Raw genomic sequence first — 26,228 nt, 5'->3', positions numbered from 1 at the left:
CAGCCAACCTCTCCGCCCGACGGTCCGTCAACAGCGGTTGAGGCGGTTGGCGAAGGTGGAGATGGTGTACGTGCCGACGCCGAGGCAGACCTCCAGGGCGTTCTGGCGGGTGTAGCCGTGGGCGTAGAACGCCTCCAGCTCCGCGTCGCTCACGGCGCCGGTGGCGGCGAGCACCTGGAAGGTGAACGCGCGGACGGCGGCGAGGCGTTCGGGGTCCGGTGCCGGGCCGAGGGCGGCGAGCTTGGCCTCGTGCATGTCGACGCACAGGTGGCACTGGTTGCGCGCGGCGACGGTCAGAATGACGGTCTCGCGGGAGTGCGGGTCGAGGGTGGTGGAATCGAAGATCTCGGTGAGCTTCAGGAAGCCGTCGAGGGTGTGCGGGGACTCCTTCAGACGGGCGACGGCGTCGGCGGTCCGGGTGGTCAGGTCGAGAGACAAGGCAGCTCCAGGGTGCGAGAGGTAGAATCGACAACATGGTTGACCAGTTCGACGAGAGAAAAGTAAACCAGGTTGTCGATGAGGGCAAGGGATATGAGCTGCCACTGCTCCTCTTCGCCGGGTTCCGCACGCTCATCGACCGGCTCAACACCCGCCTGGCCGCCGAGGGCCACCCGGAACTCCGCCCCGCGCACGGCTTCGCCATGCAGGCCGTCGCCGCCGGCGGGCCGGCCGGCGCCACCGCCAGCGACATCGGACGGCGGCTCGGCGTCTCCAAGCAGGCCGCCGGCAAGACCGTCGACCGGCTCCTCGCCGTCGGCTACGCCGAGCGCGCCGACGACCCCGCCGACGCTCGCCGCAAACTCGTCCGCCTCACCCCGCACGGCCTCGACGCCCTCGCCCGCCACGCCGCGATCTTCGACGAACTCCGGGCGGAGTGGGCGGCGGTGCTCGGCGCGGAGCGCGTACGCGACCTGGAGACGGCCCTGAAGACCGTCGTTCCGCCGGAGACCGCGTACCGCCTCGACGCGACGAGCTGGCTGGGCGGCGCGTAACCGCCGACGCGACCAGGCCGCGACCGGCGGATCCCGCCCGGCCGCGCGTCGGCGTCAGGACGGGGCCAGCCCGTACACCGCCGTGGCGATCGACTGCGCGACCGCGTCGCCGTTCGCATCGCGGCCCGTCTCGTTCGGGTGCAGGAACCACGGGAGCCGCTGGTGCAGCAGCGTCGCTCCGGAGGGCTCGAGCAGTCCGCCGATCGCCCGGTCCGTTCCGTCGCAGGCCGTCGCCGCACCCGTCGCCGCGTACAGGTCGACGAAGTGCGCGCCGGCGGTCCGCGCCCGCGCGGCCATCAGGGAGTTGAGCCGGGCCTGGACCTGCTCGTCCAGGAAGCCCCAGGCCGTCTTCGGGACGTCCGCGAGCGGTCGCCCGCCGCCGTCCGGGAGCGCCGCCCGGCAGCGCGTCACGTCCTCCGGCACCAGCCGCGGGGGGCCGACCAGCACCACCTTCGCCGACGGCGACTCGCTGCCGATCTCCGAGAAGAGCTTCTCCAGGTCCTTGTCCGCCTGCTCGAAGCGCTTCGTCAGCCAGCCCGCGCCGGCGCCCTTCGTGAAGTACGCGGCGCAGTCCGCCGCCGGGGACTCCGGGTCCACCGCCTCGTCCGGCAGCAGCGCGCCGTCCCTCCCGCGCAGCCGGGCCGAGCACTGCTTGAGGATCCGGCCCAGGCCCACGGTGTGCGCACCGAGACCGGCCACCACCAGCCGGGTGTCCTTGGTCAGCGCCCGCTTCTGCGGCGGCGCGGGCGTCACTCCGTCACCCAGGTCCTGTTCCTCCCAGACGTGGTGCAGCGCGGCCCCGGCGCAGGAGACGTCGGCCGTGACGTCCAGCAGGACCGACTGGTCGGCGAGCTGATCCTCGATCACGTCCGGCAGGTTCTCGGCCGCCCGTACGCACGGCAGCCGGCTCTCGTCGAGCGGCGCGATGCCGTAACCGGCGACCGCCCCGTCGCCGAGGAACACCGTGGGAACGGGTTCCCCGGCGGACGAGGCCGGGGTGGTGGGGGTGAGGGCGACCAGCAGGGCGGCGGTCACCGTGCACAGGCTCCGGGAAGTCGTCACGCTCCGCATTCAAACGGAGCCGGCGGTCACATGACGTGGCGACGGCGCCGCACTCACCCGAACGAACCCCCGCATCCCGGACGAACGGCCCGGCGACTCGACGCCGCGTCAGATCAACTCTGTGTAACGCAAAGGGACTTGCCCGACAGAACTCTTCCTTCCGCCCGGCATCGTCTGGGATCTTGCGTCCACCCCACACATCACACGGTCCGGCGGGTGCCACCAGCGCCGCCGGGCCATCGGAGGACGCATTGTTTTCCCACATATCCCGCCGGCTGAGACTTCCGGCCGTGACGGCCGTCGCCCTCGGGGCGACCATGGCCCTCGCCGGACCCGTCGGACTCGCCCACGCGGTGCCGAACGACACCCCTGAGCCTTCGTCCGCCTCCGCGCGCACGACGGAGTCGACCGCCACGGCGCAGGCCAAGGCGGCGACGACCGCCTGGGCCGCGGGCACCCGGTCCTACCTGGTGATCGCCACCCCCGGCGACACCTCCGCCGTGCGCACCGCGATCGCGAACAACGGCGGCTCCGTCTTCGCGTCGTACGACGCGATCGGCGTGGTCGTGGCCCACTCCGCCTCGGCCGGCTTCGCCGCGACGATGCGCACCGTGAGCGGTGTCCAGCAGGTCGGCGCGACCCGCACCTCCGACGTCCCGGCGGACGCGTACAACCCGGCGCTGCCCGCCAACCCGACGCAGTCGCCGACGACGCTGACCGAGTCCAACCGCTGGGACATGACCCAGATCAAGGCCGACCAGGCGTGGGCCGTCACCACGGGCTCCCCCACCGTCAAGGTCGGTGTCCTCGACACCGGCGTCGACGACCAGCACCAGGACATCGCGCCCAACTTCAACGCCGCCGACTCCGTCTCCTGCGCCTACGGGAAGCCGGACACCCGGGCGGGCGCGTGGCGGGACATCGACACCCACGGCACGCACGTCGCGGGCACCATCGCGGCGGCCAAGAACGGCAAGGGCGTCATCGGCGTCGCGCCGGGCGTGAAGATCTCGTCGGTCCGCATCGCGGAGCAGCCGAGCGGTCTGTTCTACGCGGAGAACACGATCTGCGGCTTCGTCTGGGCCGGTGACCACGGCTTCAAGGTCACCAACAACAGCTATTACACCGACCCGTGGCAGTTCAACTGCCCGGACAACGTCGACCAGGCCGCCATCATCGAGGGCGTGCGGCGCGCGCAGGCGTACGCCGAGGGCAAGGGTTCGCTGCAGGTCGCCGCGGCCGGCAACTCGAACTACGACCTGGCGAACAAGACCACGGACTCCGAGAGCCCCAACGACTCGACGCCGGTCACCCGCACGATCACGAACGCCTGCATCGACATCCCGACCGAACTGCCGGGCGTCGTCACCGTCGCGGCCATGGGCAACGGCAACGTGAAGGCCTCGTACTCCAACTTCGGCAACGGCGTCATCGACGTCGCCGCCCCCGGCGGCGACGGCTCGTACGGCGTCTACTCGACGCTGCCGGGCGGCAAGTACGGGAACAAGAACGGCACGTCGATGGCCTCGCCGCACGTGGCGGGCGTCGCGGCGCTCCTCGCGAGCGCCAACCCGACGTTCACCCCGGCCGACCTCCGCGACCGGCTCACCTCGCAGGCGGGTGACACCGCCTGCCCGTCCGACAGCCGCTGCACGGGCACCACGGCGAAGAACGGCTTCTTCGGCGACGGCCAGGTCGACGCCCTGAAGGCGGTCGGCGGCAGCACCCCGCCGCCCGGCGCGTACTTCGAGAACCTCGCCGACGTCGCCATCGCCGACAACGCGACGGTCGAGAGCCCGATCACGGTCAGCGGGCGGACGGGCAACGCGCCGGCCACCCTGAAGGTGGGCGTCGACATCAAGCACACCTACATCGGTGACCTGAAGGTCGACCTGGTGGCCCCCGACGGCACCGTCTACACGCTGCACAACCGGACCGGCAGCGGCACGGACAACATCGTCCAGACCTACACCGTCAACGCCTCCGCCGAGGTCGCGAACGGCGTCTGGAAGCTGCGCGTGAACGACAACGCCGCGCAGGACGTCGGGAAGATCGACGCCTGGAACCTGACCTTCTAGGTTCTGGGTTCCGGCCTCAGCCGTCCCCGGTCCGGCGCCGCTCACGGAGCGACGCCGGACCGGCACGGCCTCGATCACCAGGCGAACGCCTCCGGGGACGGGCCCGGGCCGGGGAAGATCTCGTCCAGCCCGGTCAGTACCTCCTCCGACAGCTCCAGCTCGACCGCCCGCAGCGCGGACTCCAACTGCTCCGGCGTCCGCGGGCCGACGATCGGGCCGGTGACGCCGGGCCGGGTGAGCAGCCAGGCCAGAGCCGCCTCGCCCGGCTCCAGACCGTGCTTGTCGAGCAGGTCCTCGTACGCCTGCACCTGCGCCCGTACGGACGTGACGGCGAGCGCGTCCGCGGAGCGACCCGAGGCGCTCCGGCCGCTCCGGCCTTCCTTCTTGAGGACCCCGCCCAGCAGGCCCCCGTGCAGCGGGGACCAGGGGATGACACCGAGCCCGTACTCCTCGGCGGCCGGGATGACCTCCATCTCGGCGCGCCGCTCGGCGAGGTTGTAGAGGCACTGCTCGCTGACCAGGCCGACCATGCCGCGGCGGGCGGCGGCCTCGTTCGCCTGGGCGATCTTGTAGCCGGGGAAGTTGGACGAGCCGGCGTAGAGGATCTTGCCCTGCTGGATCAGGACGTCGATGGCCTGCCAGATCTCCTCGAACGGGGTCCGGCGGTCGATGTGGTGGAACTGGTAGAGGTCGATGTGGTCGGTGCGGAGCCGCTTGAGGCTGGCGTCGACGGCGCGCCGGATGTTCACGGCCGAGAGCTTGTCGTGGTTGGGCCAGCGCTCGCCGTCACCGCCGCCCATGTTCCCGTACACCTTGGTGGCGATCACCGTCTTGTCGCGGCGGCCGCCGCCCTGGGCGAACCAGGAGCCGATGATCTCCTCGGTGCGGCCCTTGTCCTCGCCCCATCCGTAGACGTTGGCGGTGTCGAAGAAGTTGACGCCCGCGTCGAGCGCGGCGTCCATGATGGCGTGGCTGGTGGGTTCGTCCGTCTGCGGGCCGAAGTTCATCGTGCCGAGGACGAGTCGGCTGACCTTGAGTCCCGTGCGTCCGAGCTGCGTGTACTTCATGGGGCTCAAGCCAACTGCCTGGAGTTCACTCCAGGCAAGGGGGCGGCTACTGCCCGGTCACCGTGGCCACCGCGATGATCGCGAACATCAGTACGAGCACACCGGCCATGATCCGGTTCCTGGTCTTCGGGTCCACCTCACGAGGTTAACCCGCCGCCTCGGGCGCCCCCGCCGAGGGGCCCTCCGAAGACCGGCCTTCCGGAGACCGGCCCTCCAGCGGCCAGGCGCCGACCGTCTCGTACCGGGGGCGCTCGCCCGGTGTCCCGCCGGCGGGAAGGTTGCTGCGGATGAGGACCAGCTCGGCGACCTGCCAGCGGGCGCCCTCGAAGTCCTCCAGGCCGGCCACGAAGGGGCGCAGGTCCGTGTCGCCGCCGGTGCGGGAACGGGCGATCGTGAGGTGGGCCTGGTAGCGGCGGTGCTCGTCCATCGGGACGCCGGCGCGGCGGGCCGCGGCGTCGGCCCGCTCGGCGAGCAGCCGCATCTCGTCGATCCCGCCGGCCGCACCGACCCACAGCGCGCGCCGCCCGAAGTGGCCGCCGCCGTGCAGCCGGAGCGGGAAGGGCGCGGTGCGGTGCGCGGCGCGGGCGAGGCGGGCGTGCAGGTCAGGGAGGACGGCCTCGTCGACCTCGCCCATGAAGGCGAGCGTGAAGTGCCACCCGGGCCGGCCGGTCCAGCGCAGCCCGTCGGCGCCTGGGACACGGTGCAGCCGGTCGACGGCACCGCTGAGCTCGGCGAGCTGCTGAGGGGGCGGCACGACGGCAGCGAAAAGCCTCATACCAAGAGCATGGCAGCGACTAGCCTCGGCCGGATGGAGATCAAGGTCAGGAAGGGCGGGGCGGACGACGTCCCCGCGATACTCGCGATGCTGGACAGCGCGGTGGTCTGGCTGAACGGCAAGGGGATCACCCAGCAGTGGGGCACGGAGCCGTGGTCCACGAGCGCGAAGGCGGTGGCGCTGGTCGAGAAGATCGTGGCCGAGGGCACGCCGTGGATCGCCGAGATCGACGGGGAGCCCGCGGGCACGGTGACGCTGACCCCGCACCCCGCGCCGTACGTCGCCCCGGCGGACGAGCCGGAGGTCTACGTCCACCTCCTCGTCACCGACTCCCGCTTCCACGGCCGCGGGGTCGGCGCGGCGCTGCTGGCCCACTCGGTGGCGGAGACCCGCCGCCAGGGCCTGTCCCTCCTCCGCGTGGACTGCTTCGCCGGCAGCGAGGGCCGGCTGGTCGCCTTCTACGAGTCCCAGGGTTTCACCCGGACGGAGTCCTTCACGGTCGGCGAGTGGCCGGGGCAGGTCCTGGAACAGCGGGTCTGAGGACGGACCGGGCCCCACGCCGCGACGGCGTGGGGCCCGAGGGCTTTCACAGGCGCCTCACGCCGCGTGCTCCAGCGCGACCCGGCGTTCCACGAAGAGGACTCTCGGGTGGCCGTGGTGCCAGCGGACGCTCAGCCTCAGGCCGCCGGCCCGCGCGAGGACGAGGCCGACGACCGCCGCCGCGACCAACGAGACCACGCCGCCCGTCGCGAAGCCGATCCGCGCGCCGTACGCGTCCGTGAGCCAGCCGACGATCGGCGCGCCGATCGGGGTGCCGCCGGCGAAGACCATCATGTAGAGGCTCATGACCCGGCCCCGCATCACCGGGTCCGTGGCCAGCTGCACCGCCGAGTTCGCCGTGACGTTGACCGTCAGACCGAACATCCCGATCGGTACCAGCAGCACCGCGAACAGCCAGAACCCCGGCGACACCGCCGCCGCGATCTCCAGCAGCCCGAACACCACCGCGGCGCCGACCAGCATCCGCAGCCGCGTGCTGCCGCGCCGGGCCGCGAGCAGCGCACCGGCCAGCGAGCCGGCCGCCATCAGCGTGTTGAGCAGGCCGTACGTACCCGCGCCGACGTGGAAGACGTCGTCGGCGAAGGCGGTCAGCCAGATCGGGAAGTTGAAGCCGAAGGTGCCGACGAAGCCGACGAGGACGATCGGCCAGATCAGCTCGGGCCGGCCGGCCACGTACCGCAGCCCTTCCCGCAGCTGCCCCTTGCCTCGCGGTGCGCGCTCCACCCTGTGGAGCTCGGACGGCCGCATCATCAGCAGTCCGGTGAGCGGGGCGAGGAAGAACAGGCCGTTGAGCAGGAACGCCCAGCCGCTGCCCACGGACGCGATCAGCAGACCGGCGACCGCCGGGCCGATCAGCCGGGCGGACTGGAAGTTCGCCGAGTTGAGGGAGACCGCGTTGCGCAACTGGTCCGGTCCGACCATCTCGGAGACGAAGGACTGCCGGGTCGGGTTGTCGACCACGGTGACCATGCCGAGCAGGAACGCGACCAGGTACACGTGCCAGACCTGGATGTGCCCGGAGAGCGTGAGCACGGCGAGCGCGAGCCCGCACAGGCCGAGCGCGCCCTGGCTGAAGAGGAGGAGCCGCCGCTTCGGGTAGCGGTCGGCGATGACGCCGCCGTACAGGCCGAACAGCAGCATCGGCAGGAACTGCAGCGCCGTCGTGATGCCGACGGCGGCGGAGGAGCCGGTCAGGGTCAGCACCAGCCAGTCCTGGGTGATGCGGGCCATCCAGGTACCGGTGTTGGAGACGATGGCTCCGGTGAAGAAGAGCCGGTAGTTGCGGATCCGGAGCGAGGAGAACGTGCCTCCGCCGGTCCCGCCCGAGGGGCTGGGGGTGTCGTCGTCGGGTTTGTGGACGGGTGCGGAGTCTGCTCCGGGTCCCGTACTCAAAGTGCGTCGCCTCCTCGGCTTCGTCGGTCTAGAGGTGTGCGAGCTTCTCCAGGACCGGGGCGGCCGCGCGCAGCTTGGCCCAGTCGTCCTCGTCCAGGCCCTCAGCGAGGGCGGCCAGCCAGACGTTCCGCTTGCGGCGGCTCTCTTCGAGCATGGCCTCGGCCACCTCGGTCGGGCTGACCACCTTCTGCCGGCGGTCGTCGGGATGCGGCTCCAGCCGGACCAGGCCCTTGGACTCCAGGAGCGCCACGATGCGGGTCATCGACGGCGGCTGGACGTGCTCCTTGCGAGCCAGCTCGCCGGGGGTCGCCGAGCCGCAGACGGAGAGGGTGCCGAGCACCGACATCTCGGTCGGGCTCAGCGATTCGTCGACGCGCTGGTGTTTCAGACGTCGGCTCAGCCGCATCACCGCGGACCGCAGCGCGTTCACGGCCGCGACGTCGTCGGCGGTGCCGTGGGACAGGTCAGGCATGTTCTTTAGCATAACTCATTACTCAGCCTAAAGACCACTCGGTTGAATGTGTCACCCAAATGAGTGAGACGGATCCAGAAAGTGACGCACCGGCCCGCCCCGTGGCGCGACCCTGACACGCATGGGATCGACAGTGCTCAGCCTGCGCATAGACGGTGAGCTGCTCGACCGGCTCCGGGGGCATGCCGCCAAACGCGGAATGAGCGTCCAGGACTATGTCCTTCGGACGCTCATTCGCGACGACTTCGACGAGCGGTTCAAGGCCGCCGTGGACGAGACCGAGAAGTTCTACGGCCCGACGCCGACGAACACAGAGGCCACCGCGGCCACCGAGGCCACGACGATCACGTGAGGCCCAGGGCGGGCATCGCGTAGTAGAAGACGAAGACGGCGGACACGACGTACATGGCCACCGGGACCTCGCGGCCCCGGCCGGCCGCGAGCCGCAGCACGGTGAAGGCGATGAAGCCGATGCCGATGCCGTTCGTGATCGAGTACGTGAACGGCATCATCACCATCGCCAGGAACGCCGGCACCGCGATGGTGAAGTCGCTCCAGTCGATGTCCTTGACCGACCCGGCCAGGATCAGGAAGCCCACCGCGAGCAGCGCGGGCGTGGCCGCTTGGGACGGCACCATCGTGGCGAGCGGCGTGAGGAACAGCGCGACCGAGAACAGGGCGCCGGTGACCACCGACGCCAGGCCCGTACGGGCACCCTCGCCGACACCGGCCGTGGACTCCACGAAGCAGGTGGTGGCCGAGGAGGAGGTGGCACCGCCGGAGGCGACGGCCAGGCCGTCCACCAGCAGGACCTTGTTGATGCCGGGGAAGTTGCCGTCCTTGTCCATCAGCTTGGCCTCGTCGCCGACGCCGAGGATCGTGCCCATCGCGTCGAAGAAGCAGGACAGCAGCACGGTGAAGACGAAGAGGCAGCCGGTCAGCAGGCCGACCTTGTCGAAGCCGCCGAACAGGCTGACCTCGCCGAACAGGCCGAAGTCGGGGGTGGCGACGGGGTTGCCGGGCCAGGTCGGGGTCGTCAGACCCCAGGAGGGCACGTCGGCCACCGCGTTGACGACCATCGCGACGATCGTCATCACCACGATGGAGATGAGGATCGCGCCGGGGACCTTGCGGATGATCAACGCGAGGGTGAGCAGGGCGCCCAGGACGAAGACGAGCACCGGCCAGCCGGTGAGGTGACCGTCGCCGCCGAGCTGCAGCGGGACGGTGGTGTGGGCGGCGTCCGGGATGCGGGAGACGAAACCGGAGTCGACCAGGCCGATCAGCATGATGAACAGGCCGATGCCGATCGCGATGCCCTTGCGCAGGCCGACCGGTACGGCGTTCATGACGCGCTCGCGCAGACCGGTCGCGACCAGCAGCATCACGACGATGCCGGCCAGCACGACCATGCCCATGGCGTCCGGCCAGGACATCCGCGGGGCGAGTTGGAGGGCGACGACGGTGTTGACGCCGAGGCCGGCCGCCAGGGCGATCGGCACGTTGCCGATGACGCCCATGAGCAGCGTGGTGAAGGCCGCGGTGAACACCGTCGCGGTGACGAGCTGGCCACCGTCGAGCTGGTGCCCGTACATGTCCTTGGCGCTGCCGAGGATGATCGGGTTCAGCACGATGATGTAGGCCATCGCGAAGAAGGTCGCGAAGCCGCCGCGGACCTCGCGGGCGACGGTGGAGCCGCGCTCGGAGATCTTGAAGAAGCGGTCGATTCCGGACTGCGGCGCCTGGGGCTTCTCGGACGGCGCGGGCGGCTCGGGGGTGGTGGCCGTGGCGGTGGCCGTGGTGCTCATGGTTCCTCTTCGGGAGTCGTCCGTTGGCGGTTCGTACGAAGGACACCCGCCTGAGGCAAACCGTTTCAGTATGAACACATAATCGGAAGAGCGTCTATCTCCGCGCGTAGACCCCCTGGGGGGTCGGCCTAGACTGGGCCCATGGCGAAGTGGACCCCCAAGCACGAGGCGCCGGAGCCCCTGGAGGGGCCCGTCGTCGCGACCATCACCGGCGGCACGATCCTGTGGTTCGTCCTGTTCCTGGTGCAGGTCCCCTTCTACGGCTGGTTCGACGACCGGGACGCCACCTGGTGGATCTGGACCTGCCTGGCCGGCGCCGGCCTCGGCCTCATCGGCATCTGGTACGTCCGCAAGAGGGACGCGGCCATCAAGCGCGCGGAGGCGGAGCGGGCCGCCGGAACGGCCACCCCGGCCTCGTAGCACCACGGGACGATTTCGGTCCTACCCCGGTCTGATGTTCGGCTTCTCGGCGGGTGAACCGGCGATTCCGGCCGTACCGTCGAGAACATGACGCAGCGGTCGAAGATCGACACGGACGGCGGCGGGCCCGCACGGCCCGGCGACGCGGAGACGCGGCCCCGCGTCGTCCACCGGGCCGCCGGGCTCACGTCGGCCGAGGTCGCCGAGCGCGTCGCGCGCGGCGACGTCAACGACGTACCGGTGCGCAGCAGCCGCTCCACCGCCGACATCGTCCGCGGCAACGTCTTCACCCGGTTCAACGCGATCATCGGCGTGCTGTGGGTGATCATGCTCTTCGTCGCGCCCATCCAGGACAGCCTCTTCGGCTTCGTGATCATCGCCAACACCGGCATCGGCATCATCCAGGAACTGCGCGCGAAGAAGACGCTCGACGGGCTCGCCGTCATCGGCGAGGCGAAACCCACGGTCCGGCGCGACGGCGTGGCCGCCGAGGTGTCCACGTCCGCGATCGTGCTCGACGACCTGATCGAACTCGGACCCGGCGACAAGATCGTCGTGGACGGCGAGGTCGCCGAGGCGGACGGCCTGGAGGTCGACGAGTCCCTGCTCACCGGCGAGGCCGACCCCGTCCTGAAGAAACCCGGAGACCGGATGATGTCGGGCTCCTTCGTGGTCGCCGGCGGCGGCGCGTTCACCGCCACCAAGGTGGGACGCGAGGCGTACGCGGCGCAGCTCGCCGAGGAGGCCAGCCGGTTCACCCTGGTCCACTCCGAGCTGCGCTCGGGCATCTCCACGATCCTCAAGTACGTGACGTGGATGATGGTCCCCACCGCGATCGGGCTCATCATCAGCCAGCTGGTGGTCAAGGACAACGACTTCAAGGAGTCGATCGCCCGCACCGTCGGCGGGATCGTCCCGATGATCCCCGAGGGTCTCGTGCTGCTCACCTCGGTCGCCTTCGCGATCGGCGTGATCCGGCTCGGCCGCAAACAGTGCCTCGTGCAGGAGCTGCCCGCCATCGAGGGCCTGGCCCGGGTCGACGTGGTCTGTCTGGACAAGACGGGCACGCTGACCGAGGGCGGCATGGACGTCACCGAGCTGCGGGTGCTCGGCTCCGCCGCCGAAGGCGATGTCACGGGCGGAGGCGGAGCGAAGCGGAGCGGCGTGGACGAGGCGTACATACGGAAGGTGCTCGGCTCGCTGGGCGAGTCCGACCCCCGGCCGAACGCCTCGCTGCAGGCCATCATCGACGCCTACCCGGACAGCGAGGAGTGGCGCTGCACGGAGTCGCTGCCGTTCTCCTCCGCCCGCAAGTACAGCGGGGCCGCCTTCAGCGAGGGCGACGGGGAGACCTCCACGTGGCTGCTCGGCGCGCCCGACGTGCTGCTCCCGGCCGGGGATCCGACGCTCAAGGAGACCGACCACCTCAACGAGCGGGGCCTGCGGGTCCTGCTGCTCGCCCGCGCCACCGCCGAGCTGGACTCACCCGGGGTCGCCGAGGGCGCCCGCCCCACCGCCCTGGTCGTCCTCGAACAGCGGCTGCGGCCGGACGCCGCCGACACCCTCGCGTACTTCGCCGACCAGAAGGTCGCCGCGAAGGTCATCTCCGGCGACAACGCGGTCTCCGTCGGCGCGGTCGCCGGCAAGCTCGGCCTGCCCGGCGCGGCCGGCACGGTCGACGCCCGCACGCTGCCCGTCGATCGGGACGCGATGGCGAAGGAGCTCGACGACAACGCGGTCTTCGGCCGGGTCACCCCGCAGCAGAAGCGGGACATGGTCGGCGCGCTGCAGTCCCGCGGCCACACGGTCGCGATGACCGGGGACGGCGTCAACGACGTCCTCGCCCTGAAGGACGCCGACATCGGCGTCTCGATGGGCTCGGGATCCGAGGCGACCCGGGCCGTCGCCCAGATCGTGCTGCTGAACAACAGCTTCGCCACACTGCCGTCGGTGGTCGCCGAGGGCCGCCGGGTCATCGGCAACATCACCCGGGTCGCCACGCTGTTCCTGGTGAAGACGGTGTACTCGGTCCTGCTCGCGATCCTGGTGGTCTGCTCCCAGGTCGAGTACCCCTTCCTGCCCCGGCACCTGACGCTGCTGTCCACGCTCACCATCGGCGTCCCGGCCTTCTTCCTGGCCCTCGCCCCCAACAAGGAGCGCGCCAAGCCGCACTTCGTGCGCCGGGTCATGCGGTACGCGATCCCCGGCGGCATCGTCGCCGCGGCGGCCACGTTCACCACGTACCTCATCGCCCGCTCCTACTACAGCGGCACGGGCGCGCTCGACGCCGAGACGAGCGCGGCGACGCTGACGCTGTTCCTGGTCTGCATGTGGGTGCTGGCGATCATCGCCCGGCCGTACACCTGGTGGCGGATCGCCCTGGTCGCGGCCATGGGCGGCGCCTTCCTGCTGGTCCTCGTGGTGCCCTGGCTGCAGGACTTCTTCGCCCTGAAGCTGGTGGGCGTCACGATGCCGTGGACGGCCGTGGCCATCGCCGCCGCGGGCGCGGCGGTGCTGGAGGTCAGCTGGCGGTGGGTGGACCGGAGATTCCCCGCCTAACCGCTGCGCCCCGGACGGAGCCGGCGGCGCAGCGCGCCGGGCGTGCGGGGCGGCTGGTCGGGCGCCCAGCCGAAGGCCAGGGAGCTGCCGACGACGCCGAGCAGCAGCCCGACGAGGAAGCCGCCGAGGTTGGAGGTCACCCAGCTCGCCAGCGACGCCAGCACGGCGCAGATCGAGTAGAAGAGCCGCTGGCTCGGATTGACGATGATCAGCAGCCCGCACACGATCATGATCACCGGCATGACGTAGCCGATCAGGCTGTCGGCGCCCGCCGTGAGGATCACGGAGACGCTGGCCCGCTGGGTGAGCAGGATCTCGCCGCCGCCCAGGGCGACGGCGAGACCCGCACCGAACGGGCGGCGGTGCCGCCAGCCGCGGAACGTCCGCCAGGGATGCCTGCGGCCGTCCGAGGCGGGGCCGGCGGTGGTGCCGGTGGTTTCCGCGGTGGCTTCGGTGGTGTCGGTCTCCGCCGGCCCGTCGGTGCCCTGCGCCATGGTCAGCAGCCCTCCGAGGCGAAGCGCATGCGCAGGTCGGGGAGGGTGAACCGGACCGCGGTCGTGGCGTAGTTGGTCTGCCGGACGTTCTTGATCGAGACGGTGTCGGCCTGCTGGCCGAAGCTGCCCAGCGGGCCCTTCACCGGGGGCTTCTCGAAGGTGCTGGCGTCGCCGCCGATCTCGATGTTGTCGAAGTCGGCGCGCTTGCCGGAGATCTCGGTGGAGTCGGTGGTCAGGCCCGACGCCTTGACCGGGGTGCCCTTGTTGCCGGCCGTGATCTGGAGGAACGTGCCGCCGAGTTCGACGCTCTGGCACAGGTTGGTGAGCTGCGCCTCGCGGATCGCGGTCACGATGACCAGCACCTGCCCGCCGGTGTCACCGGCGTTGGGGCTCCCCTCGGCCATGTTGTCGAGGGCCCCGAACTGGCCGAAGCCGCGGCCCTCCAGGGTGTCGGCGGCCACCGTGAACGGCATGCCGGAAATGGCGAACTGGGCGGCGAGCGCGCCCTGCGCGGTGGCGACGACGAGGCCGGCGGCGATCACGAAGGCCGGTAAGCCCATGTACGCGGCGCGGCGGTAGCGGACCCGTCCCCGGCGCTCGGGGGCTCTGGGGCCCTTGGGGTCTTCGGACAGAGCCATGAGGTGCTCCTGACATGATGAGGAAACAGACCTGCGCGGCGTGTCCTGGCGCGGACGACCGGCTCCCCCGACTCGCCTGGGTCTTCCTCAGCTCGTGCCTCGTGCCTCGTTGCCGTGATGCGTCGTGCGTCGTGCAAAGGCAGTCGTGCCGCAGGGAACCGGTTCGGAACGTACGCCCGTTATTACTCGCGAGTCAATTGGTGTGCAGAAACCGCTTGTCGGCCGATCTCCCCGGCGAAGTCGACCTGCACGAACGGCGCCAGAACGACGTGCACGAGGCTGTCGAGCAGCCCCGGGAGATCCCCCGAACGCCCCTCGTCGACCGCGCGGTGCACCGCCGCGTGGACGGCGCCGACCACCGTGTCCACCAGCTCGCTCCGGTCCACCCCGGCCGGCCCCGGCGGGGCGTCGGCGAAGAACCGGCGAAAACTGGCCAGAAGTTCGGCCCGCGCCCGGCGCCCCGCCGGACCCACGCACTCGATCTCGACCACCATGACGGCGAACGCCGGGTTCTGCGCGAGCAGCGACAGCAGCACCCGCAGCCCGGCCCGTACGGCGGTGGGCCAGGCGGCCGCCCCGCCCCCGGCGTCGTACGCCTGTTCCATGGCCCGTACGACGATCCGCGTGCCCCCGAGGTACGCGGCGATCACCGCGTCCTCCTTGCCGGAGAACAGCTCGTAGAAGACCGGACGGGTCACTCCGGCGGCCCGGCAGATGTCGCTGATCCGGGCGCCCGCGTATCCGTTCGCGGCGACCGTGCGGGCCACCCCGTCCAACAGCCGCTCGCGCTGCCGGGAGGCCACCTGCTCCGGCGTCAGCCGGCGCGGCCCGGGCCGCAGCGAGCGCTCCGGCTCCCGGCCGGTGCGGGTCCCGGGCAGTACGAGTCCGTCCTCGGCGCCGCGCACGACGTTCATCGGCCACGTCCTCCCGGGGTGTTGACGACACCCGCTCGACAGGATTACAACCCTCGTGGGTTTTCCTCTCGGTGCGCTGCTGAGCCGCACGGCACCGAGTATTACGCTCCGACCCGTTTCGCAACACCGCCGCCGGGACATCCGTGGCGCCGGACCCGTTCCGGCGGCGACACGCACGGCACGAGCCGCACGCCCTCATCGCGTACCGCCGCACTTCTTCACGCCCCCGGTCGCTCCGCCGCGCCCGGGTGGCGGTCCCGTACGCAACACGGATCCCCCGGTACCCACGCGTACCGCCGCGTTACGTCACGTCACCCCACTCCGAAGGAAGGCAACTCCCATGCGCAAGTGTGCCCTTCTCACCACGACCGGCCTCGCCGTCGCCGCGACCCTGACCGCCGGCCTGACCGCCACCGCCCACGCGACCGCCGCCGCGGGCAACGTCCTGACCACCGGCAGCGCCGGTGGCACGGCCGTCGCCGTCGGCGACGTCCTGTCGGCGGCCCTCGCCACCGGCACCCAGGCGAAGATCTCCACCACCTCGGGCGGCAGCACCGGCATCACCTGCAACGCCTCGGCCTTCACCGCCACGGTCAACACCAACCCGGCCGCCCCTGGCACGGCGACCGAGACGGTGACCGCGCACACGTTAAGCACCTGCACCACCAACATCGTCGGCGCGACGGGTGTCCAGAGCATCACCGTCAACAACCTGCCGTACGCCGCGTCCGTGACGTCCGGCGGCAGCCTCAACGTGACGGCCGGTGCCACCGGCCCGATCCAGACCACCCTGAAGATCAACACGATCCTCGGCCTGACCACCTGCGTCTACCGCTCCACCGGCCTGACCGCCACACCCGACAACACGGGCAACTCGCTGACCTTCACCAACCAGCTCTTCACCAAGTACAGCGGCCCGGGCACCTGCCCCGCCAACGGCTGGTTCACCGCCAAGTACGCCCCCGTCAAGGACACCACCCAGGGCGGCGCGGCGGTCTTCGTGAACTGACCGCCGCACCGTAAGCAGCCGTCAGCCGATCAGTCGAACCACCTGTCCCGGGCGAGCTCCGCCGTCCGGGACGGGTCTTCCAGGAGCGCGGCCACCTCGAAGCGGCGGGGCCACTGGCCCGCGGACCAGGCCAGGCCCGCCGCGACGCCCTCCAGGGTGGCGGCGTGGATCGCGCCGTCGGGGGTTTGACGCCAGTCCAACTCCACGCCACCGGCGCGGAGTTCCTCGTGCTCGATGTACGAGGCGGGAGTGCCGGGGCCGAGGAGGGCGTGGACGGAGGGCGGGACCTCGTGTTCCTCGCCCACCGTCGTGACCTCCGCCTCGACCGCCTCGCTCAGGCGCCGGACCTGGAACAGCTCCGCCAGGTCCGCCGCGCGGGACGGGGCCACCGGGAGGAGCGGCAGGCCGGCCGTGAGCGGGAGCAGGTCGGGTGCGTCGGCGACCAGCGCGTCGGCGGCGTCCACCACGCGCAGCTCGCCGTCCACGACCGCGCGCAGCTCGTCCGGGAGCGTGACCTGGTCCGGGTCCATGTCCGTCAGGGCCGTGTAGAGCGCGTGCAGCTGCGCGCCGCCGACCTCGCGGTCCGGGTCGGCGAGCCGGGCAAGCAGCTCGGCCGCGCCGCCCGGTTCGTCGAGCAGCGCCGCCACCGACGTACGTACACCGAGGGCCCGCAGCACCTGCTCGTCCTCGAAGCCGGTCGCGTCGGCGGAGTCGTACAGGCCGATCAGCAGCGGGTCCGTACCCGCGGCGCGCAAGCCCGCCGGGCGGCGGCCGTCCAGGACCGGGTGGTCGCGCAGCCACCAGGCCGTGTACGAGCGGACCGTCTCCGTCGTGCCGTCCGGCAGCAGCACCCGCACCGGCTGGGTCAGCGCGTCCCGCAGCGGCGGCTGCGCGAGGAGCGCAAGGGCCTTCGGCCAGGCGTCGTCGTCGACCAGGTCCAGGTCCCGTACCGCGACGATCTCCGTCGCCACCGGCGGGACGGGCGTGTCGTCGAGGCGGTCCAGGACGTCCTCGCACCAGACGTCGACCGCGTCGAGCAGCCCGGCGTCGTCCGGCTCGGGGAAGTCGCTCTCGCGCGGCTCCAGTTCGTCCGGGTCGAGGACGAGATCGGTGGTGCGGACGAGCGCGAAGTTCGCCAGCACCCCGCAGGCGGCGAGCGGCTGCGCGCCCCAGCGGGCCGCCAGTTCCGCGTCCACGAAGGCGAGTTCGCCCTCCCGCATGACGGCGGCGAAGGGGCTGCCGGGCAGTACCAGTTCACCGGCCGGCGCGAGTTCGCCGTCCTCGTCGGGCAGCGCCAGCGCGCCGAGCCACGGCTCGTCGCCGGGATCCAGTTCGGCCTCCCGTACGAGAGCGAGCACGATCTCGGCCAACTCGTCGGCGTCCGGGGTGTCCGCGTCCTCGTCCCAGATCTCCCCGGCGTCGAGCGAGCCGGCCACCACCGCCTTCACCTGCGGGGTCGTCAGGATCGCCCGGGGCGTGGCCGGCAGCGCGCCCAGCTTCTCCAGGAGCGGGTGGGCGGCGTCCGGGTGGGCGACCTTCAGGCCGAGCCGGGTCAGGTCGGCCGGGGTGTGCTCCTCGGGCAGGAGGAGGTGCCGGGGGCCGATGGTGGTCCGGGTGCGGGTGACGGGCTCGCCGTCCTCGACCGGAGCCCCGAACGCCTCGGCGTCCCGCAGGACTTCCGGAGCCTGCGCCTTCTCGGCGCTCGCGAGCGGCACCGGCAGGCCCGTCAGCCGGTCCGGGTCGACCCCGGCCAGCGAGTCGTACAGCCGCCACCACCACGACGGCGCCCGGTCCACCCCCGCGAGCCGGTCCACGGCCTCGGTCAGCGGCACCCGGCCGACGCCGAGGGCGCGCAGCTCGGCGCGCCGCTCCAGGCCGGCCGGCAGCAGCGTCGGGAACACCTCCGCCAGGACCCGTACGGTCTCGGCGCCCGCGCCCTCGACGACCTCAGCCTCCACCGGGCGCAGCGCGGGCATCTCCTCCGACGGCGCGGCGGGCGCGAGGAACGCGACCCGCGGCAGCCGCTCCAGGATCGCGGCGCGCAGTGCCCCGTCCAGGCCGCCCTGGCCGATCGGCCCCGGCACGAGGTCGATCGTGCCCACGCCCACCGGCTGCCAGTCGCCGAGCAGTTCGGCGTACGCCTCGGCGGCGCGCGCGACGACGTAGTCGGTCAACGGGCCGGGGGCGGGGTGCCGGCGGGCGGTGTCCAGCGGCAGCGAGGCGATCAGCAGGGCCGGGATGCCGAGGGGTTCGTCGGTGGGCGTCGGCGCGTGGACGACGGGCGCGGTGCCCGGGTACTGCGGGGCGCCGTCGCCGTCCACGGGGACGGCCCAGGTCACCGACCAGTGCGGGCGCAGCCGCTCCTCGACGGGACGGTCGGCGAGCAGGGTCCGGTCGAGCGGGCCGCCGTGGCTGACGGTCCGCCAGCGGCGGGGGCCGGAGAGGGAGCCGGAGTCGTCGATGTGGACATAGCCGTCGCGCTCGGAGCGGCGCAGGGTCCGGACGCCGTCCGGGGTCTCGACGACGACCTCGGCGAGGCCGGGCAGGGTGAGCAGCAGGGCGTCGTCGATGCCGGAGAGCAGGCGTTCGGCGAGGTCGACGGCGGCGGAGTCGCGCAGCGGAAGGACGACGACGGTGTCGTACCCGTCCGGCGCGGTGCCCTCGGCGGGCAGCGGCAGCCGCAGCAACGGTACGTGGCCGTCGCGGCGGCGCAGCTCGTCGCCCAGGCCGGGGCTGTGCCGGGCCGCGTCGGCGGCCAGCTCGCGGGCCTCGGCGAGGGACCAGCGCACGCCGCCGTGCCGGCCGAGGACGGCGGGCTCGTCGCTGACCGCGAGGACGGCGGCGAAGCCGACGCCGAAGCGGCCGACGGCGCCGGTGTCGTTCTCCCGCTTGGCGGAGGCCCGCAGCGTGGACAGCGACTCGACGCCGGTCGCGTCGAGCGGCGCGCCGGTGTTCGCGGCGGCGAGCAGGGCGGGGGCGTCGGGGCTCGCCGGGTGCAGGGTGAGGCGGAGCCGGCCGGTGACGCCGGCGCGGCCGGCGGCGTCGGCGGCGTTCTGGGCCAGTTCGACGACGAGGCGGTCGCGGTAGCCGCCGAGGACGAGGTCCTCCTCGGCGTTCGCGTCCTCCCGGAACCGCGCCGGGCTGGCCCCCCAGGCGTCGAGCACGCCCCGCCGCAGCCGTGCGGTACCGAAGGGATCGGCTCCGTCGGTGGTCGTCCTGACGCTGACGCTCACGTCTGACTCCTCGTGTACGGCGGGGGTTGGACCGGGGGCCCTGAAGGTACCGCGCGCGGCCACGGCGAAAGCCGCCGCCACCCACCACCGCGCGGGCATTCGTCCCGCTGGGGCGATGGGGGTCCCCAGCGGAACGATTGCCCACAACGTGGGACGCCGTGGCTCCTACGAGTGGCCCAGGTCTTCTGGGGAGCCGTCCGCTTCCGGGACCGAGCCGGAGTCTCTGGCCGGGCGGAGGGGGAACTCGTCCGCGGCCATCGAGTCGAGGACCGGCGCCGCCGGGCGGGGCGGCTTCGGCATGACCGCGGCCTCGGAGTGCCCGCCGCAGCCGTACGACAGGGACACCACCCGGCCGTCCGCCGGGGAAAATTCGTTCGCGCACACGCCGAAGGCCTGCCGCAGCGACCCCGCCAGCGGCACCAGGAACGCGCACGACTCGCAGGACGCCGGCGCCGCCTGCGCCATCGGCGTCTTCGCGCCGAACGCCTCGTCCCAGCGGTCCGCCGCCACGTGCAGCCCGTACCGCGACAGGACCCGCGCCCGCCGCATCCCGAGCTCCTCCGCGACCGACGCGATCGCGCCGCGCGACGGCGTACGGGAGGTGATCTCCGCGTCCTCCGCGTCGAGGTGGTCGGCCATCTCCTCCGAGACCGCGGAGTTCGGCGGCGGCGCGTCCTCGCCGCTGAACCCGGGCTCCAGGCGCAGGTCGTCCGCCTCCGTCGGCAGCAGGTCCCCGGGCCCCATGTCGCCCGGCCGCAGCCGCTCGCTCCACGGCACCCACTCCGGCGCGAGCAGCGCGTCGGAACCCGGCAGCAGGACGGTTTCGTCGAGTGTGACGTTCTTCGCCCGGGACGCGCGGGTCACGGTGACCGCCCACCGCCAGCCCCGGTACCCGGGCTCCTCGCACGCGAAGTAGTGCGTGACGACCCGGTCACCCTCCGCGACGACCCCGACGTGCTCCCCGACGATGCCGGGCGCCGCGAGCTCCTCCGCCGACTCCCTGGCGAGGTCTACCGCCTCCGCGCACAGTCGGTCCGGGGTACGCGTGGCTCGCGGGGTACGGCTTCGCGTCGTCGCAGCACTCGCAGCACTCACAGGTCTCGCTTCTCTCCTACGCCGTCTCACGGGTGCGCCGGCCGAGGAGCGAGCAGCGACGATCGATGTACGGGCGGCGGGCGGAGCGGACCAGGGGGCCGCATCGACGTCCGCGCCCGACGTTTCTCGTGAGTCTCGCGAGTCTCGGGCACACCTACCGACATCCATTCTGCGGGATGCCGAAGAGGCGCGCGGCCGAGAGCTTCCGCCGGTGGCGCGCTACGCACGCTACCCCCTTCGCAGCCCGCCGCCCACCTGCCCGTCCCAAGTGGCCCCGATCGCGGCCCCGGCGGACGGGGTGCGGAAAGGAGTGTGGCAAGGGGTGTGGAGCCGGGCTGTGGGGCACGATGAGGGGGTGGCAGCCGCGAGGTCGTCGACGGGATCGTTCGACCGGGCCGGGCCGTTCCGCCGGGCGGGCCGGAAACTCGGCCGCGCCCTGCACCTGCCGTTCACCGGTACGGCGAAAGGAATCCGCCGGGCCACGCACGCGCACGGCGCGGGCGAGTCGGGCCTCGGCAAGCTGATCGAGCTGCACGCCGTGAACGGCGCCGGCGACATGATGATCACCGTGGCCCTCGCGTCCACGGTGTTCTTCTCGGTGCCGACCGACGAGGCCCGCGGCCGTGTCGCGCTCTACCTGGCCGTCACGATGGCCCCCTTCACCCTCCTCGCCCCTGTCATCGGCCCGCTCCTCGACCACCTCCCGCACGGCCGTAGATGGGCCATGGCGGGCTCGATGGTGGCCCGCGCCGTCCTGGCCCTCGCCATGTCCGGCGCGGTCGCCACGGGCGGCCTGGAGCTCTATCCGGCGGCCCTGGGCGTCCTCGTGGCGTCGAAGGCGTACGGGGTGGTCCGCAGCGCGGTCGTGCCCCGGCTGCTGCCACCGAACTTCTCGCTCGTGAAGGCGAACTCGCGCGTCACGCTGGCCGGCCTGCTCGCCACCGGGCTCGCCGCGCCGGTGGGGGTCGGGCTGCAGCGGATCGGGCAGGCCTGGCCGCTGTACGGGGCGTGCGCGCTGTTCCTGCTCGGCGCGTTCTGGTCGCTGCGGATGCCGCACAAGGTCGACTCGCCGAAGGGCGAACGGCGGGCGCACCTGCTGACCCACGGCGAGACGAAACCGAGCCTGCGCACGGTCGGCCCGGCGGTGCTCCACGGCCTCCAGGCGAACGCGGCGATGCGCGGGCTGTCCGGGTTCCTGATCTTCTTCCTGGCGTTCCTGCTGCGCGAGCACCCGCTCGCCGGGCAGAGCGCGGCGGTCTCGCTGGGCATCGTCGGCGTGGCGGCGGGCGCGGGGAACGCCTGCGGCACGGCGATCGGCTCGCTGCTGCGCTCCCGCAGCCCGGAGGTGATCATCGCCACGATGATCGTGGTGGACCTGGGGGCGGCGATCTGCGCGGCGATCTTCTTCAGCCCGGCCTGGGTGGCCGTCCTGGGCGCGGTGGCGGGCCTGTCGCAGGCGCTGTCGAAGCTGTCGCTGGACGCGCTGATCCAGCGGGACGTGCCGGAGGTCGTACGGACCTCCGCGTTCGCGCGGTCGGAGACCCTGCTGCAGATGGCGTGGGTGGCGGGCGGCGCGATCGGCATCGCCCTGCCACTGCAGGGAACGCTCGGGATGGCCGTCGCCGCGGCCATCCTGGCGACCGGCGCCCTGCTGTCCGTACGCGGCCTCCTGACCGCCCCCCGCCACCCCCCGGCCCAGCGCCCGTCCACGTCCCGGGTGACGTGAGGCGGGCGGGACCCGAGCCGGGCGCGGGTGACGCGAGGCGCGCAACCGGGGGGTCGACAAGCCCTCTCCCGACCCGCCCGATAGCCTTCGGCTCATGACCGTTGCGTTCTTCTCCGGCAAGCGCCGCCGGGCCGCCATGGCCCTCGGGGCCGTCTCCGCCGGGCTCCTCGTACTCTCCGCCTGCGACAAGCCGACGCCGCTCGCGACCGTGACGGTCGGGACGGACTCGGTCCACACCGAGGCCTCCTGCTACAACGACGGCGAGGCCATCAAGGAATCGCTGATCCAGGGCTGCCTGAACAAGAAGGCGAAGACCTCGATCTCCGTCTCCTCCGACGACAAGATCCGGTTCGGCGTCGACCCGGAGATCGCCGACAACGGCTGGACGATCTTCCTGGGCGGCCAGCAGGCCGAGCCCGAGCCGTACACGAAGACCTACCGGACCATCCCGGCCAGCGCCTTCTTCTCCGCCCAGGGCGGCGAGGCGACGAACAAGACCCAGGTCACGATCGTCGAGACCACCGGCAAGAAGCTGACCGGCATCTGGCAGTTCGAGCTGAAGAAGAAGTCCTGATCCCCAGGTGGCCGACCGGATCCTGATCGTGACGGCCGTGGCGGCGGAGGCCGACTCCGTCGCCCGGGGCCTCACCGGCGGCAGCCGGGGACCGAGCGGCCGGACGCCGATCGGCCCGGGGCCGGCGGTCCAGCCGCTGCCGGGCGGGTACGCCCTGCGCCGCCATGCCTCGGCGATCCTGCTCCCGGGCGCCATCACCCCCAGCCCGCTGTCCGCGCACGGACCACTGTCCGGCACCGTCTCTGCGGGCGGCCTGGTCCCCCCGGCCCTGGCCCAGTCCCCCGAGCCCGTCCCGCACGGCCCCGTCGTCGACGTCCTCGTCGCCGGCGTCGGCCCCGCGGCCGCGGCGGCCGCCACGTCGACCGCGCTCGCCCGGGCGGCCCTGGGGCACGGCCCGACGGCCGGCCCGCGCACCGCCCCGTACGACCTCGTCGTGTCCGCCGGGATCGCCGGCGGGTTCCAGCCGGACGCGCCGCTCGGCGCGATCGTCGTCTCGGACGCGATCGTCGCCGCCGACCTCGGCGCCGAGACCCCGGACGGCTACCTGCCCGTCGAGGAGCTCGGCTTCGGACACTCCGTGCACCGCGTGCCCGACGCTCTGACCGGCCGGATCGCCGGGGCCCTCGCGGACGGTGTGCAGCGCCACGTCGTGGGGCCCGTCCTCACCGTCTCCACCGTCACCGGAACGGCGGAGCGCGCCGCCGAACTGGCGCGCCGTCACCCGCGCGCCGCCGCGGAGGCGATGGAGGGCTTCGGGGTCGCGGAGGCCGCCGCCGCGTACGGCGTGCCGGTCGTCGAGATCCGCGCCGTCTCCAACCCGGTCGGCCCGCGCGACCGCGCCAACTGGCGCATCGGGCAGGCCATGGACTCGCTGCGGTACGCGTTCCAGCTGCTCGGCAGCACGGTATTCGTTGAGCCGATGGACCCGATCGACCCGAGGGACCCGAGGGAATCGCTGTGAAGAAGCTGAAGATCGCGTACTCGCCCTGCCCGAACGACACCTTCGTCTTCGACGCCTGGGCGCACGACCGCGTCCCCGACGCCCCCCGGCTCGACGTCACCTTCGCCGACATCGACATCACCAACGGCTGGGCGGAGCGCGGCGACTCGGAGCACGACGTCCTGAAGGTCTCGTACGCGGTGCTGCCCTGGATCCTCGACGAGTACGCGCTGCTGCCCTGCGGCGGCGCGCTGGGCCGCGGCTGCGGCCCGCTGATCCTCACCCGGGAACCGGGCGTGGACCTGACCGGGAAGACCATCGCGGTCCCGAGCGAGCGCTCGACCGCGTACCTGCTGTTCCGCCTCTGGGCGGCGGACGTGCTCCCCGGCGGCGTCGGGAACGTCGTCGTCATGCCGTTCCACGAGATCATGCCCGCCGTGCGGGACGGCCGGATCGACGCCGGACTCGTCATCCACGAGGCCCGGTTCACGTACCAGGACTACGGGCTGCACTGCCTCGCCGACATGGGCGAGCACTGGGAGAACACCACCGGCCTGCCGATCCCGCTCGGCGCGATCGTCGCGAAGCGCTCGCTGGGCGAGGAGACGCTGCGCCGGCTCGCCGAGTCGGCGCGGACCTCGGTCCGGATGGCCTGGGACGACCCCGAGGCCTCGCGGCCGTACGTGGTCGAGCACGCGCAGGAGATGGACCCGAAGGTGGCGGACCAGCACATCGGGCTGTACGTCAACGAGTTCACGGCCGACCTCGGCGAGAACGGCTACGCGGCCGTCCGCGGCCTGCTGACCCGCGCCGCGGCCGAGGGACTGGTCCCGCCCCTCGGCCCGGACGCACTGCGCTTCCCGTGACGCGTCGCGCACGGGACGCCGGACGGAGTCCGGCAGCCGCCCGAAGCCTGCGTCAGCAGTGCGAGAGCGGCAATGAGCCCTAGACGTCGAGCTGATCCGCGACCGCGCGCAGCAGTCCCGCGATCTTCTTGCCCTGCATCTTCTCGGGGTAGCGGCCGCGCTCGAGCATCGGCGTGATGTTCTCCAGAAGCGTCGTCAGGTCCTGCACGATCGACGCCAGCTCATCGGGCTTGCGACGCTGCGCCGCCGCCACGGACGGGGTCGGGTCGAGGACCGTCACCGAGAGCGCCTGGTCGCCGCGCTGTCCCGCGACGACACCGAACTCCACGCGCTGCCCCGGCTTCAGGGCCTCGACTCCGGCAGGGAGCACCGACGAGTGGACGAAGACGTCACCGCCGTCGTCACGGGAGAGAAAGCCGAAGCCCTTCTCCGAGTTGAACCATTTGACTTTGCCGGTAGGCACGTCTGTCCTCGTCCTCGTACTCGTCGGGTGCGCCGGATTAGGGCTCTTGATGGCAGGGGCGGAAATCCCCGGGCACCAAGGCTAATGGTCCGGGGGCCGGTGACAAGACGTCGCCGGTTTGTTCCTTCGGCCTGGGAACTACCCTGGCCGAATGCGTAGTGAAACCCCCTCGAACCGTTCGAACAACGCCGCTCCGGGTGACGGACTGGTCCGTGTCGGCGCGATCGTGTTCATCGTCGGCGCGGTGGCCACTCTGGTCACGGTGGCGCCGCTGTTCCTGGGTACGGATCCGTTTCCGACGGGCGCGTACCTGGTGTCGATGCTGATGGGCGTCGGGTTCCTGATCGCGGCGGCCGGAGTGCTGCGGTCGATCGGGGTCCAGCGGCGGCAGGCTCGGGCGGCGGGCGCGGGCGGGCGCTAGCCGGCCAGGTGGGTCTCCCACCAGGCGCGGAAGTGGGTCAGGTCCGGCAGGACGACGTCCGCTCCGGCCTCGCGGAGTTCGGTCGCGTCGCAGGGGCCGGTCGTCACGGCGACCGACAGGGCGCCGGCGGCCTCGGCGCCGCGTACGTCGCCGGTGTGGTCGCCGACGTACACGCCCGCGCCGTGCTCGCGCAGGGCCTCCGCCTTGCCCTCGGCCCACAGGCCGCCGACGACGGCGTCGGGGTCGATGCCGAGGTGGACGAGGTGGAGCTTGGCGTGCGCCTCGTTCTTCGCGGTGACGACGATCGCCCGGCCCCCCGCCTCGCGAACGGCCTGAATCGCATCCCGCGCGCCGGCCATCGCGAGCGTCGGCACGATCGCGTACGAGGGGTAGAGCGCGCGGTACTGGGCCACCCGCTCGTCGATCTCGTCCGCCGGGAACCAGTGCGCGATCTCCTGCTGCAGCGGCGGGCCGAGCCGGCTGACCGCGAGGTCCGCGTCGATCGCGACCCCGGTCTGCGCGGAGAACGCCTCGTACGCGGCCTTGATGCCGGGCCGGGAGTCGATCAGGGTCATGTCGAGGTCGAATCCGACGGTGGGAGCGCTCAGGAGCTGGGGCGTGGAGGTCATGGGGTCATTGTGCCGGGGCGTTCGAACACGGCCGCCCCCG

The 26,228-nt window shown here is 72.4% G+C and carries 26 protein-coding genes; 12 read left to right on the top strand and 14 right to left on the bottom strand.

Annotated elements, in window-relative coordinates:
• Positions 1-27: 27 nt before the first annotated feature.
• Positions 28-438 (bottom strand): carboxymuconolactone decarboxylase family protein, encoded by a 411-nt coding sequence (locus R2D22_RS20790; RefSeq protein WP_318105784.1) that lies wholly within the window; start codon positions 436-438, stop codon positions 28-30.
• Between the two features lie 35 nt (positions 439-473).
• Here R2D22_RS20790 and R2D22_RS20785 point away from each other — a divergent pair, with 35 nt between their 5' ends.
• A complete protein-coding gene (locus tag R2D22_RS20785; protein WP_318105782.1) occupies positions 474-992 on the top strand; it encodes a MarR family winged helix-turn-helix transcriptional regulator in 519 nt (172 codons plus the stop codon).
• A gap of 54 nt (positions 993-1,046) precedes the next feature.
• Here R2D22_RS20785 and R2D22_RS20780 read toward each other — a convergent pair whose 3' ends face one another.
• Positions 1,047-2,063: an SGNH/GDSL hydrolase family protein gene (locus tag R2D22_RS20780; protein ID WP_318105780.1), complete on the bottom strand. Its 1,017-nt coding sequence runs from the start codon at positions 2,061-2,063 to the stop codon at positions 1,047-1,049.
• 242 nt (positions 2,064-2,305) lie between these two features.
• Between R2D22_RS20780 and R2D22_RS20775 the strand changes: the two genes are divergently transcribed.
• Positions 2,306-4,132 carry a S8 family peptidase gene (locus tag R2D22_RS20775; protein WP_318105778.1) on the top strand — a complete coding sequence of 609 codons (1,827 nt, stop codon included), beginning with the start codon at positions 2,306-2,308 and terminating at the stop codon, positions 4,130-4,132.
• Between the two features lie 74 nt (positions 4,133-4,206).
• Here R2D22_RS20775 and R2D22_RS20770 read toward each other — a convergent pair whose 3' ends face one another.
• Both R2D22_RS20770 and thpR read right to left on the bottom strand, forming a co-directional pair.
• Positions 4,207-5,199, bottom strand: coding sequence for an aldo/keto reductase (locus R2D22_RS20770; RefSeq protein ID WP_318105776.1), 993 nt, complete (start codon positions 5,197-5,199; stop codon positions 4,207-4,209).
• A 145-nt stretch (positions 5,200-5,344) separates the two neighbouring features.
• Entirely contained in the window at positions 5,345-5,974 is a 630-nt protein-coding gene (gene thpR / locus R2D22_RS20765; protein ID WP_318105773.1) for an RNA 2',3'-cyclic phosphodiesterase, read from the bottom strand.
• A 9-nt stretch (positions 5,975-5,983) separates the two neighbouring features.
• Here thpR and R2D22_RS20760 point away from each other — a divergent pair, with 9 nt between their 5' ends.
• Positions 5,984-6,514 carry a GNAT family N-acetyltransferase gene (locus R2D22_RS20760; RefSeq protein ID WP_318105770.1) on the top strand — a complete coding sequence of 177 codons (531 nt, stop codon included), beginning with the start codon at positions 5,984-5,986 and terminating at the stop codon, positions 6,512-6,514.
• 57 nt (positions 6,515-6,571) lie between these two features.
• Here the strand turns inward: R2D22_RS20760 and R2D22_RS20755 are convergent, their stop codons facing one another.
• Both R2D22_RS20755 and R2D22_RS20750 read right to left on the bottom strand, forming a co-directional pair.
• Positions 6,572-7,927, bottom strand: a complete 1,356-nt coding sequence (locus R2D22_RS20755) for an MFS transporter (protein ID WP_318105767.1) — start codon at positions 7,925-7,927, stop codon at positions 6,572-6,574.
• A 28-nt stretch (positions 7,928-7,955) separates the two neighbouring features.
• Entirely contained in the window at positions 7,956-8,399 is a 444-nt protein-coding gene (locus R2D22_RS20750) for a MarR family winged helix-turn-helix transcriptional regulator (protein ID WP_318105764.1), read from the bottom strand.
• Positions 8,400-8,520: 121 nt separating this feature from the next.
• Here R2D22_RS20750 and R2D22_RS20745 point away from each other — a divergent pair, with 121 nt between their 5' ends.
• Positions 8,521-8,751: a ribbon-helix-helix protein, CopG family gene (locus R2D22_RS20745; protein ID WP_318105762.1), complete on the top strand. Its 231-nt coding sequence runs from the start codon at positions 8,521-8,523 to the stop codon at positions 8,749-8,751.
• Here R2D22_RS20745 and R2D22_RS20740 read toward each other — a convergent pair.
• A complete protein-coding gene (locus R2D22_RS20740; RefSeq protein ID WP_318105760.1) occupies positions 8,744-10,207 on the bottom strand; it encodes an NCS2 family permease in 1,464 nt (487 codons plus the stop codon). The genes R2D22_RS20745 and R2D22_RS20740 overlap by 8 nt on opposite strands.
• Before the next feature lie 141 nt (positions 10,208-10,348).
• On the opposite strand from R2D22_RS20740, the gene R2D22_RS20735 reads away from it, so the two are divergent.
• The gene (locus tag R2D22_RS20735) at positions 10,349-10,627 is read left to right on the top strand and encodes a DUF2530 domain-containing protein (protein WP_318105758.1); all 279 of its coding nucleotides are present in this window, start codon (positions 10,349-10,351) and stop codon (positions 10,625-10,627) included.
• Between the two features lie 87 nt (positions 10,628-10,714).
• Positions 10,715-13,186 carry an HAD-IC family P-type ATPase gene (locus tag R2D22_RS20730; RefSeq protein ID WP_318105756.1) on the top strand — a complete coding sequence of 824 codons (2,472 nt, stop codon included), beginning with the start codon at positions 10,715-10,717 and terminating at the stop codon, positions 13,184-13,186.
• On the opposite strand, the gene R2D22_RS20725 is transcribed toward R2D22_RS20730, so the two are convergent.
• From R2D22_RS20725 to R2D22_RS20715, 3 genes are all read right to left on the bottom strand, one after another.
• On the bottom strand, positions 13,183-13,680 hold the full coding sequence (locus R2D22_RS20725; protein WP_318105755.1) for a DUF6114 domain-containing protein: 498 nt from the start codon (positions 13,678-13,680) through the stop codon (positions 13,183-13,185). The genes R2D22_RS20730 and R2D22_RS20725 overlap by 4 nt on opposite strands.
• 2 nt (positions 13,681-13,682) lie before the next feature.
• A complete protein-coding gene (locus tag R2D22_RS20720) occupies positions 13,683-14,318 on the bottom strand; it encodes a DUF6230 family protein (protein ID WP_318105752.1) in 636 nt (211 codons plus the stop codon).
• A gap of 182 nt (positions 14,319-14,500) precedes the next feature.
• Positions 14,501-15,232, bottom strand: coding sequence for a TetR/AcrR family transcriptional regulator (locus R2D22_RS20715; protein WP_318105751.1), 732 nt, complete (start codon positions 15,230-15,232; stop codon positions 14,501-14,503).
• A 340-nt stretch (positions 15,233-15,572) separates the two neighbouring features.
• On the opposite strand from R2D22_RS20715, the gene R2D22_RS20710 reads away from it, so the two are divergent.
• Positions 15,573-16,241, top strand: a complete 669-nt coding sequence (locus R2D22_RS20710) for a Tat pathway signal sequence domain protein (protein ID WP_318105750.1) — start codon at positions 15,573-15,575, stop codon at positions 16,239-16,241.
• A 29-nt stretch (positions 16,242-16,270) separates the two neighbouring features.
• On the opposite strand, the gene R2D22_RS20705 is transcribed toward R2D22_RS20710, so the two are convergent.
• Together R2D22_RS20705 and R2D22_RS20700 are read right to left on the bottom strand one after the other, a co-directional pair.
• On the bottom strand, positions 16,271-19,474 hold the full coding sequence (locus tag R2D22_RS20705) for a sacsin N-terminal ATP-binding-like domain-containing protein (RefSeq protein WP_318105748.1): 3,204 nt from the start codon (positions 19,472-19,474) through the stop codon (positions 16,271-16,273).
• 165 nt (positions 19,475-19,639) lie between these two features.
• The gene (locus R2D22_RS20700; RefSeq protein WP_318105745.1) at positions 19,640-20,569 is read right to left on the bottom strand and encodes a DUF3027 domain-containing protein; all 930 of its coding nucleotides are present in this window, start codon (positions 20,567-20,569) and stop codon (positions 19,640-19,642) included.
• A 355-nt stretch (positions 20,570-20,924) separates the two neighbouring features.
• Here R2D22_RS20700 and R2D22_RS20695 point away from each other — a divergent pair, with 355 nt between their 5' ends.
• The 4 genes from R2D22_RS20695 (at position 20,925) to R2D22_RS20680 (ending at position 24,675) form a co-directional block, all read left to right on the top strand.
• Complete coding sequence (locus R2D22_RS20695; RefSeq protein ID WP_318105742.1) at positions 20,925-22,295, top strand: MFS transporter; 1,371 nt, start codon at positions 20,925-20,927, stop codon at positions 22,293-22,295.
• Positions 22,296-22,389: 94 nt separating this feature from the next.
• The gene (locus tag R2D22_RS20690; protein WP_318105739.1) at positions 22,390-22,869 is read left to right on the top strand and encodes a DUF2771 domain-containing protein; all 480 of its coding nucleotides are present in this window, start codon (positions 22,390-22,392) and stop codon (positions 22,867-22,869) included.
• Positions 22,870-22,876: 7 nt separating this feature from the next.
• A complete protein-coding gene (locus tag R2D22_RS20685) occupies positions 22,877-23,830 on the top strand; it encodes a futalosine hydrolase (RefSeq protein WP_318105737.1) in 954 nt (317 codons plus the stop codon).
• The gene (locus R2D22_RS20680) at positions 23,827-24,675 is read left to right on the top strand and encodes a 1,4-dihydroxy-6-naphtoate synthase (protein ID WP_318105734.1); all 849 of its coding nucleotides are present in this window, start codon (positions 23,827-23,829) and stop codon (positions 24,673-24,675) included. Before R2D22_RS20685 ends, R2D22_RS20680 begins: the two co-directional genes overlap by 4 nt.
• A 79-nt stretch (positions 24,676-24,754) precedes the next feature.
• Here R2D22_RS20680 and R2D22_RS20675 read toward each other — a convergent pair whose 3' ends face one another.
• The gene (locus R2D22_RS20675) at positions 24,755-25,138 is read right to left on the bottom strand and encodes a cold-shock protein (protein WP_318105731.1); all 384 of its coding nucleotides are present in this window, start codon (positions 25,136-25,138) and stop codon (positions 24,755-24,757) included.
• Between the two features lie 151 nt (positions 25,139-25,289).
• On the opposite strand from R2D22_RS20675, the gene R2D22_RS20670 reads away from it, so the two are divergent.
• Entirely contained in the window at positions 25,290-25,559 is a 270-nt protein-coding gene (locus R2D22_RS20670) for a hypothetical protein (RefSeq protein WP_318105729.1), read from the top strand.
• Here the strand turns inward: R2D22_RS20670 and R2D22_RS20665 are convergent.
• Positions 25,556-26,188, bottom strand: coding sequence for an HAD family hydrolase (locus R2D22_RS20665; protein WP_318105727.1), 633 nt, complete (start codon positions 26,186-26,188; stop codon positions 25,556-25,558). The two genes, R2D22_RS20670 and R2D22_RS20665, sit on opposite strands and share 4 nt — an antisense overlap.
• Positions 26,189-26,228: the final 40 nt, after the last annotated feature.

It is taken from the genome of Streptomyces sp. HUAS YS2 (genome assembly GCF_033343995.1).
Lineage (GTDB): Bacteria > Actinomycetota > Actinomycetes > Streptomycetales > Streptomycetaceae > Streptomyces > Streptomyces solicathayae.
The sequence above is the reverse complement of the archived record's forward strand: the minus strand, read 5'-3'. Positions and strand labels throughout refer to the sequence as shown.

What these genes read in the sequence shown, in the direction of transcription:
- R2D22_RS20785 (WP_318105782.1), top strand. Translation starts at nt 474, where the DNA reads ATGGTTGACCAGTTCGACGAGAGAAAAGTAAACCAGGTTGTCGATGAG.
- R2D22_RS20780 (WP_318105780.1), bottom strand. Translation starts at nt 2,063, where the DNA reads ATGCGGAGCGTGACGACTTCCCGGAGCCTGTGCACGGTGACCGCCGCC.
- R2D22_RS20770 (WP_318105776.1), bottom strand. Translation starts at nt 5,199, where the DNA reads ATGAAGTACACGCAGCTCGGACGCACGGGACTCAAGGTCAGCCGACTC.
- thpR (WP_318105773.1), bottom strand. Translation starts at nt 5,974, where the DNA reads ATGAGGCTTTTCGCTGCCGTCGTGCCGCCCCCTCAGCAGCTCGCCGAG.
- R2D22_RS20760 (WP_318105770.1), top strand. Translation starts at nt 5,984, where the DNA reads ATGGCAGCGACTAGCCTCGGCCGGATGGAGATCAAGGTCAGGAAGGGC.
- R2D22_RS20750 (WP_318105764.1), bottom strand. Translation starts at nt 8,399, where the DNA reads ATGCCTGACCTGTCCCACGGCACCGCCGACGACGTCGCGGCCGTGAAC.
- R2D22_RS20745 (WP_318105762.1), top strand. Translation starts at nt 8,521, where the DNA reads ATGGGATCGACAGTGCTCAGCCTGCGCATAGACGGTGAGCTGCTCGAC.
- R2D22_RS20740 (WP_318105760.1), bottom strand. Translation starts at nt 10,207, where the DNA reads ATGAGCACCACGGCCACCGCCACGGCCACCACCCCCGAGCCGCCCGCG.
- R2D22_RS20735 (WP_318105758.1), top strand. Translation starts at nt 10,349, where the DNA reads ATGGCGAAGTGGACCCCCAAGCACGAGGCGCCGGAGCCCCTGGAGGGG.
- R2D22_RS20730 (WP_318105756.1), top strand. Translation starts at nt 10,715, where the DNA reads ATGACGCAGCGGTCGAAGATCGACACGGACGGCGGCGGGCCCGCACGG.
- R2D22_RS20725 (WP_318105755.1), bottom strand. Translation starts at nt 13,680, where the DNA reads ATGGCGCAGGGCACCGACGGGCCGGCGGAGACCGACACCACCGAAGCC.
- R2D22_RS20720 (WP_318105752.1), bottom strand. Translation starts at nt 14,318, where the DNA reads ATGGCTCTGTCCGAAGACCCCAAGGGCCCCAGAGCCCCCGAGCGCCGG.
- R2D22_RS20715 (WP_318105751.1), bottom strand. Translation starts at nt 15,232, where the DNA reads ATGAACGTCGTGCGCGGCGCCGAGGACGGACTCGTACTGCCCGGGACC.
- R2D22_RS20710 (WP_318105750.1), top strand. Translation starts at nt 15,573, where the DNA reads ATGCGCAAGTGTGCCCTTCTCACCACGACCGGCCTCGCCGTCGCCGCG.
- R2D22_RS20690 (WP_318105739.1), top strand. Translation starts at nt 22,390, where the DNA reads ATGACCGTTGCGTTCTTCTCCGGCAAGCGCCGCCGGGCCGCCATGGCC.
- R2D22_RS20670 (WP_318105729.1), top strand. Translation starts at nt 25,290, where the DNA reads ATGCGTAGTGAAACCCCCTCGAACCGTTCGAACAACGCCGCTCCGGGT.
- R2D22_RS20665 (WP_318105727.1), bottom strand. Translation starts at nt 26,188, where the DNA reads ATGACCTCCACGCCCCAGCTCCTGAGCGCTCCCACCGTCGGATTCGAC.